Here is an 8,391-nt window from a genome sequence, read left to right on the forward strand (position 1 = left end):
TTCCGCTTTCGCAGAAAGTGGTTTAATGTTCAATGATAACCCAATCGCCTTTAGCCAATAATGGTTCGGCCTGTTTATACTTAAGGGTTTTGCTTTCACCATTAATAACATGTTTAATGGTTACTTGGTCGTTACGCCCAATTTTTGGTCTGTCGCGTACAATGGTTTCTACCACTTGTTGTTGCTGTTGGGTGTTACCCGCAGCTCTACTTTGCGCAGAACGTTCATCTAAATTAGGAATTTCATCTTTTTGCACATTCAGTTTTTCCTGTTTGCGCTCTCTAGCTTCGTGAATGGTGTTTTGTGTTTCTTGAGGCAATTCTCCTTTAAATAAGAACGAAATTACATCTTTATTCACTTCATCAATCATGCCTTTAAACAATTCAAACGCTTCAAACTTATAAATAAGTAACGGGTCTTTTTGTTCGTGTACCGCTAATTGTACCGATTGTTTCAACTCATCCATTTTACGTAAATGGGTTTTCCAAGCATCATCAATAATGGCAAGGGTGATGTTCTTTTCAAAATCGGTGATTAATTGTTTACCTCCGGTTTCGTAAGCTTTTTGAAGATCGGTAACCACATTTAGGGTTTTAATACCGTCGGTAAAAGGCACTACAATACGTTTGAATTTATCCCGCTGCGTTTCGTATACATTTTTAATAACTGGGAATGCTATATCGGCATTACGCGTCATTTTTTCTTTATAATGTTCGAAGGCTGCACGGTATATTTTACCTGTAATTTCTTGTGCTGAAAGTTTTCCAAATTCCGCTTCGGTAATAGGCGAACTCATAGAGAAATAGCGAATCAACTCAAATTCGAAATTTTTAAAGTCGTTTGCAGTTTTGTTGGTTTCAACAATACCTTCAGACGTATCATAAATCATATTTGCTAAATCCACACGTAAACGCTCACCAAATAAGGCGTGGTGGCGACGTTTGTAAACCACTTCACGTTGCGCGTTCATAACATCATCATACTCCAATAAACGCTTACGAACACCAAAGTTGTTTTCTTCTACTTTTTTCTGTGCTCTTTCAATAGATTTTGAAATCATGGAATGCTGAATCACTTCACCTTCCTTCAAGCCCATGCGATCCATCATTTTAGCAATACGTTCGCTACCAAACAAACGCATTAAGTTATCTTCTAAAGACACATAGAATTGCGAACTACCAACATCTCCTTGACGACCTGCACGACCACGTAACTGGCGGTCAACACGACGCGAATCATGACGCTCTGTACCTACAATGGCCAAACCACCGGCTTTTTTAACGTCGTCACTCAACTTAATATCGGTACCACGACCTGCCATATTGGTAGCGATGGTTACTTGCCCCGATTTACCCGCTTGGTCTACAATTTCGGCCTCTTTTTTGTGTTGTTTTGCATTTAAAACGTTGTGCGGTATTTTGCGAATGGTAAGCATTTTACCAAGCAACTCACTAATTTCAACCGAGGTTGTACCAATAAGTACGGGTCTACCTGCTTGTGAAAGTGCTGTTACATCATCAATAACCGCATTGTATTTTTCGCGCTTCGTTTTATAAACTAAATCTTCCTTATCATCTCTAGCAATGGGTTTGTTGGTTGGAATTTCAACCACATCCAATTTGTAAATTTCCCAAAACTCGCCAGCTTCTGTTACCGCAGTACCCGTCATACCAGACAGTTTGCGGTACATTCTAAAGTAATTTTGAAGGGTTACGGTAGCAAAAGTTTGTGTAGCATCTTCAATTTTTACATTCTCTTTCGCTTCAATGGCTTGGTGTAATCCGTCTGAATAACGGCGTCCATCCATAATACGCCCCGTTTGCTCATCAACAATCATTACTTTATTGTCCATGACCACATATTGAATGTCTTTTTCAAATAATGCGTAGGCTTTAAGTAATTGGTTAAGCGTATGGATGCGTTCCGATTTCACACCAAAATCTTTATATAACTCTTCTTTTAACTTCGCTTCTTCAGCTAGAGGTAAATTTTGGTTTTCAATTTTGGCAATTTCAATACCTATTTCAGGCATGATGAAAAAGTCTGGGTCGTCTTTTCCAGAAATGTATTCAACCCCTTTATCGGTAAGTTCAATTTGATTGTTTTTTTCTTCAATTACATAGTATAATTCGGCATCAACCTTTGGCATTTCGCGGTTGTTGTCCTGCATGTAGAAATTTTCGGTTTTTTGAAGCAGTTGTTTTACGCCTTCTTCACTTAAAAATTTAATAAGCGCTTTGTTTTTAGGCATCCCACGATATACACGTAGTAATTGAAACCCACCTTCTTTAGTATCACCAGCTGTAATTAATTTTTTAGCTTCCGCCAAAACACCTGTTAAATACTTGCGTTGTACCGCAACAATATCATCTACTTTAGGCTTCAATTCGTTAAACTCGTGGCGTTCACCTTGTGGAATTGGACCTGATATAATTAATGGGGTACGAGCATCATCTACTAATACCGAATCCACCTCATCTACAATGGCGTAGTGGTGCGGACGTTGTACCAAATCATTTGGCGAGTGTGCCATATTATCACGTAGGTAATCGAAACCAAACTCGTTGTTGGTACCATAGGTAATATCGGCATTGTAAGCTTTTTTACGTGCCTCGCTGTTTGGTTGATGGTAATCAATACAATCAATAGTCAACCCGTGGAATTGAAAAATAGGAGCCATCCACGCGCTATCACGTTTTGCCAAATAATCATTTACGGTTACTAAATGCACGCCTTTTCCAGCAAGCGCATTTAAGTATACAGGAAGCGTAGCTACCAAAGTTTTACCTTCACCCGTTTGCATTTCGGCAATTTTACCTTGGTGCATGGCAATACCACCAATAAGCTGTACATCGTAATGCACCATGTCCCAAGTAATAGGTTTACCTGCAGCATCCCATGAGTTAGACCAAATGGCTTTATCATTGTCTAAAGTAACATAATCCTTTTCGCCTGATAATTCCCTATCATAGGCATTTGCTGTAACCGTTATGCTGGTATTATTTTTAAAACGTTTTGCTGTTTCTTTAACCACCGCAAAGGCTTCAGGTAAAATGTTGTTTAAAACATCTTCGGTAGTTTTGTAAGCATCATCTTTTAGTTTGTCAATCTCCAGATAAATGTCTTCACGTTTGTCAATATCTTCGGTGTTTTCAGCTTCTTCAAGAAGTTTTGCTATTTGGTCGTTTATCGGCTGTATGGCTTGTGCAATGGTAGCCTTAAATTGTGCTGTTTTTGCCCTAAGTTCGTCGTTCGATAATCCTTCTAAAGCAGCTTCAAAAGCCTTAATTTTAGTTACAATAGGCATAATGGCCTTTACATCTTGTTTGGATTTGTCGCCAACAAATACTTTAAGTACAGAATTTAAAAAACTCATGTGTATATATGTTATGTGTTAACTAGGAATTTCCTAGTGGTAAATTATTTTGTTTTTGCTGCTTTAAAAGCAATCAAAGATACATTTTGTTATATGTTTTATAAAGATTATGAACAAAAAAAAAGTCTCAAACCGAGACTTTTTAACTTTTCTTTATGCTTTATTAATATTCATCCTCATTCCAAAGGTAATCTTCATCTGTTGGATAATCAGACCATATTTCGTCAATAGAGTCGTAGGCATCGCCTTCGTCTTCAATAGACTGTAAGTTTTCAACAACCTCCAAAGGAGCTCCGGTTCTAATAGCGTAATCTATCAACTCGTCTTTTGTTGCTGGCCAAGGCGCATCACTTAAATAGGATGCTAATTCTAAAGTCCAATACATTTTTTGTGCGTTTTAATTTTGTGCAAAAATAATTTTTTAGTTTAAACACACAAGAAAAAAATGAATTATTTAATTATTATTTTTAAGAACGTATTGTTTTTAGTTGTAAACACCTTTAATAGAGTGTTTTATTTAATCCGTCAGTTCGCTATCGCTTGTGTGGCGTTACCCACCCTTCGTCTCCGCTCAGGGCAAGTGGTCGGGCTTTCCGCGCTACACGGTAGCTAGCTTTAAATGCTCAGCATTCACGATTTCTAATACAACATTAATCGAATGAGTAATCCCTAACGCAAATCACGTTTTCATAAAAAAATCACTGCTTTTCAGGAATCCATTTAATCTCGTTTGCTTGCAAGTCGTAAGTCAACTTTCGTGCCAACACAAAAAGATAGTCAGAAAGGCGGTTTAAGTACATAATAGTATGCACATCAATTGGCTCCATATCATTAAGCGCTGTAGCTAAGCGTTCTGCTCTGCGGCATACACAGCGCGCAATATGACAGAATGACACGGTTTGGTGTCCACCGGGAAGCACAAAATGCGTCATGGGGGGTAAGGCCTCGTTCATAGTATCCATTTCGTGCTCCAGGCGTTCAATATCTCTATTGGAAATTTTAGGAATGTTCAATCGTTCTTTGCCATTTTTTAAAATGGCCTTTTCAGGGTCGGTCGCCAAAATAGCGCCAACCGTAAACAATCTGTCTTGAATATGAATGAGTATGTCCTTATAATGGTTATCAATATCTTGGTCACGAATCAACCCTAAATGTGAGTTTAATTCATCAACCGTTCCGTAGCTTTCAATTCTTATATGGTGTTTTGGCACGCGTGTACCTCCAAATAATGCTGTGGTACCATTGTCGCCTGTTTTTGTGTATATTTTCATGTAACAAAGTTAAAAGTTAAAAGTTAAAAGTTAAAAGTTTTTACTACTAATTCGATGTGACATGTTGTTAAATCAATTATCTAAAAAAAAGTTGGGTATCGAATTGGTAAAAAAGTAATTGTTCAGCATCATAATTGTGTAATTAATAGTTGGGTATTAGTAAAATTGGATATTTAATAAAAGGGAAATGGTTTAGGTGTATTTCGTCTATTTATAATAATTTTCTTTGTTTCTTTTATAAGAAAACATATACATTTGCATCATATAAATTTTTAACTAACCAAGAAATTATGAAAAAAATTACGTTTTTATTTTTATTCGTGATAAGTTCTGTGTGTGTTGAAGCACAATCTTATATCGGATTTCTTACTGATAATTATAGCGGTGTAAACAGTGTTATTTCCAATCCTGCGAACATAACAGATTCTCGTTTTAAAACCGATATAAATCTTGTAGGAGCGAGCATTTTTGCTGGTAATGATTATTATGGCGTTAACGTAATGGATGCCCTAAAAGATGATTATGATTTTGATTTAGACGCTAAAAAATCACCATCTAATAACAATAATATGGGTACAAATTTTGATGTTATGGGACCTTCTTTTATGTTCAATTTAAATAAAAATAGCTCTATTGCTGTTTTTACAAGAGCTAGGTCTATTGTTAATATTAATAAAATTAACGGAAACACCGTAGATGCTTTAGATGATGATACTACCGATGACTTTAATGTAAACGAAGGTGATTTTAATATTTTCGGACAAGCTTGGGCCGAGGTTGGTTTAACTTATGCTAGAGTGTTAATGAACAAAGAACAGCACTTTTTAAAAGGAGGGCTTTCTTTAAAATATTTACAAGGAGCAGGTAGTGGTTATATTTATGGTAAAAATGTGACTATAAATTATGATGCAGATGGAACCGATTTAGGAGGTGGAGAAACTACTGGAAGTATAGATTCTACTGGTGAATTAACATATGGTCGTTTTGATAATTTTGATAATGATAATTATGATTACGAACTTCCTGATGCAACTGGTTTTGGAGTAGATTTAGGTTTTGTGTACGAGTGGAGACCTAATCATGCGGACTATACCAAAACAAATGCAAATGGGGATTCCTATACTTTAAAGCATAAAAACAAGTATAAGTTGAAGTTAGGTTTATCCATTACCGATTTAGGTTCTATAAACTATAAAGAGGGTTCACAAGAGGTTTACGACATCAATAATACAAATGTTAGTGAGCAGGATTTTGAAGATGCCGAGGACATTGAAGAAATTTTAAATAGTTTATATACCTTAACCAGTTCAACTACAGGATACAAAACTAAATTGCCAACCGCACTTCATTTAAATGTCGATTGGAATTTTAGCGGTAAGTTTTATTTAAATTTAAATACAGATTATTCGCTTACTAAAAAAGGAAAAGAGCATACAAGTAGTATAACTAACATTGCCTCTTTAACGCCTCGTTTTGAGAGCAGATGGTTTAGTTTTTACGTACCACTTAGTGTGGTGGAGTACAACGGGTTTCAAGCTGGTGCAGGTTTAAGAGCAGGACCCTTATATATTGGCTCAGGTTCTGTACTTACGGCTTTAACTAGCGATAATACTAAAGGCGCTGATGTATATGCCGGTTTAAAAATACCTATCTATCAAAGAAGTCCAAGAGATAGAGACGAAGATGGCGTTATTGATAAATTAGATGCCTGTCCAAAAGTAGCAGGTCCAGTAGAAAATAATGGTTGCCCTTGGGGAGACAAAGATGAAGATGGTATTTTAGACAATGTAGATGCTTGTCCAGAAACAGCAGGCCCTCAAGAAAACAACGGATGCCCATGGGGAGATGCAGATGCAGATACCGTGTTGGATCATGTTGATGCATGCCCAGAAACAGCAGGTCCAGTTGAAAATAATGGTTGTCCTTGGAAAGATTCAGATAACGATGGTGTTTTAGATAAAGACGATAATTGTGTTGATGTACCTGGTACGGTTGCAAACAACGGATGCCCTGAAGTTATAGAGCCAGAAGTAACCCAAGAGGTTCAAAAAACATTGAATGCCTACGCGAAAACTATTTTGTTCGATTCTGGTAAAGCAACTATTAAGTCGGTTTCTAATGGTGTTTTGGATGACATTGTTACTATTTTAGGAAAATATCCAAGTGCTAAGTTCTCTATTGAAGGCCATACTGATAGTGTAGGGAGTGATGCCTTAAACCAAAAACTATCGGAAGAACGTGCAAGTGCTGTAATGACTTATTTAATAGAAAAAGGTGTGGCGTCAAGCAGACTAACAGCAACAGGTTTTGGAGAGAGCAAGCCCATTGCAGATAACGCAACAAAAGCAGGTCAAGCTCAAAACAGACGTGTTGAAATTAATTTAGTGAAATAAGAAGTTTTGGTTTAGGCTAAAAATTAGCTTATCAATTACTATTTATTATAAAGACCTCACAGGTTTTCAAAACCTGTGAGGTCTTGTTTGTTTAGAAGGTTTTCAATTTTATAAAAACAATATGATTTAGAGTAGAAATCTTAGTTTGAAGAAATAGTTGTTTGAATATATGAATGCGTGGAAACTTCAAAAGTGGATTAGCTACGCTGAATCTTCGATTTCCTGCCTTACTTATTGATTCAATTTTTATATACTGTATTCGTGAATCTTTGATTTCGCAGGGATGACAATAGAGAGATTATAGGATAAAGTGGATTAGCTACGCTGAATCTTCGATTTCCTGTCTTACTCATTGATTCAATTTTTAAATGCTGTATTCGTGAATCTTTGATTTCGCAGGAATGATAAGGTGGTGCGTTTAGGATGACACGGTGGTGGGTTGGGTGTGTAGTGCATGGTTAGTGATTACGGGTTAAAGTGGATTAGCTACGCTGAATCTTCGATTTCCTGTCTTGCTTATTGATTCAATTTTTAATGCTGTATTCGTGAATCTTTAGATTTCAAAGTGGATCCCTGCCTACGCAGGGATGACAATAGAGTGATTGTTGGTTAAAGTGGATCCCTGCTTTCGCAGGAATGACAATTAAAGTCTAATTCTATGTTATATGGAACCTTTAGAAATATATTAACTTAGTTGGAACCAATATCGGTTTCGACAGGCTCAACCTGACAAATTGAATTTAAGAATTTCTAATAACATCAAAGAGGATTAGCTACGCTGAATCTTCGATTTCCTGTCTGCTTAGGAATGATAAGGTGGTGCGTTTAGGATGAGATCCTGAAACGAGTTCAGGATGACACGGTGGTGGGTTGGGTGTGTAGTGAATGGTTATTGGTCAAAATGGATTAGCTACGCTGAATCTTTGATTTCCTGCCTTACTCATTGATTCAATTTTTAAATACTGTATTCGTGAATCTTTGATTTCAAAGTGGATTAGCTACGCTGAATCTTCGATTTCCTGTCTTGCTTATTGATTCAATTTTTAAATACTGTATTCGTGAATCTTTAGATTTCAAAGTGGATCCCTGCCTTCGCAGGGATGACAATAGAGAGATTATAGGATAAAGTGGATTAGCTACGCTGAATCTTTGATTTCCTGCTTTACTCATTGATTCAATTTTTAAATGCTGTATTCGTGAATCTTTGATTTCAAAGTGGATCCCTGCCTACGCAGGGATGACAATAGAGTGATTGTTGGTTAAAGTGGATTAGATACGCTGAATCTTCGATTTCCTGCCTTACTTATTGATTCAATTTTTAAATGCTGTATTCGTGAATTTTTGATTTCAA

The 8,391-nt window shown here is 36.6% G+C and carries 4 protein-coding genes; 1 reads left to right on the forward strand and 3 read right to left on the reverse strand.

Annotated elements, in window-relative coordinates:
- Positions 1–22: 22 nt before the first annotated feature.
- The 3 genes from secA to ACGK9U_RS14765 form a co-directional block, all read right to left on the reverse strand.
- A complete protein-coding gene (secA, locus tag ACGK9U_RS14755) occupies positions 23–3,376 on the reverse strand; it encodes a preprotein translocase subunit SecA (RefSeq protein WP_394467261.1) in 3,354 nt (1,117 codons plus the stop codon).
- A gap of 163 nt (positions 3,377–3,539) precedes the next feature.
- Positions 3,540–3,761, reverse strand: coding sequence for a DUF2795 domain-containing protein (locus tag ACGK9U_RS14760; protein ID WP_044638512.1), 222 nt, complete (start codon positions 3,759–3,761; stop codon positions 3,540–3,542).
- 313 nt (positions 3,762–4,074) lie between these two features.
- Positions 4,075–4,647, reverse strand: coding sequence for a cob(I)yrinic acid a,c-diamide adenosyltransferase (locus tag ACGK9U_RS14765; protein WP_394467262.1), 573 nt, complete (start codon positions 4,645–4,647; stop codon positions 4,075–4,077).
- A 290-nt stretch (positions 4,648–4,937) separates the two neighbouring features.
- Here ACGK9U_RS14765 and ACGK9U_RS14770 point away from each other — a divergent pair, with 290 nt between their 5' ends.
- Positions 4,938–7,040, forward strand: a complete 2,103-nt coding sequence (locus tag ACGK9U_RS14770; protein WP_394467263.1) for a DUF5723 family protein — start codon at positions 4,938–4,940, stop codon at positions 7,038–7,040.
- The last annotated feature ends 1,351 nt before the right edge of the window (positions 7,041–8,391 follow it).

It is taken from the genome of Mariniflexile sp. HNIBRBA6329, from assembly GCF_043558645.1.
Taxonomy (GTDB): domain Bacteria; phylum Bacteroidota; class Bacteroidia; order Flavobacteriales; family Flavobacteriaceae; genus Mariniflexile.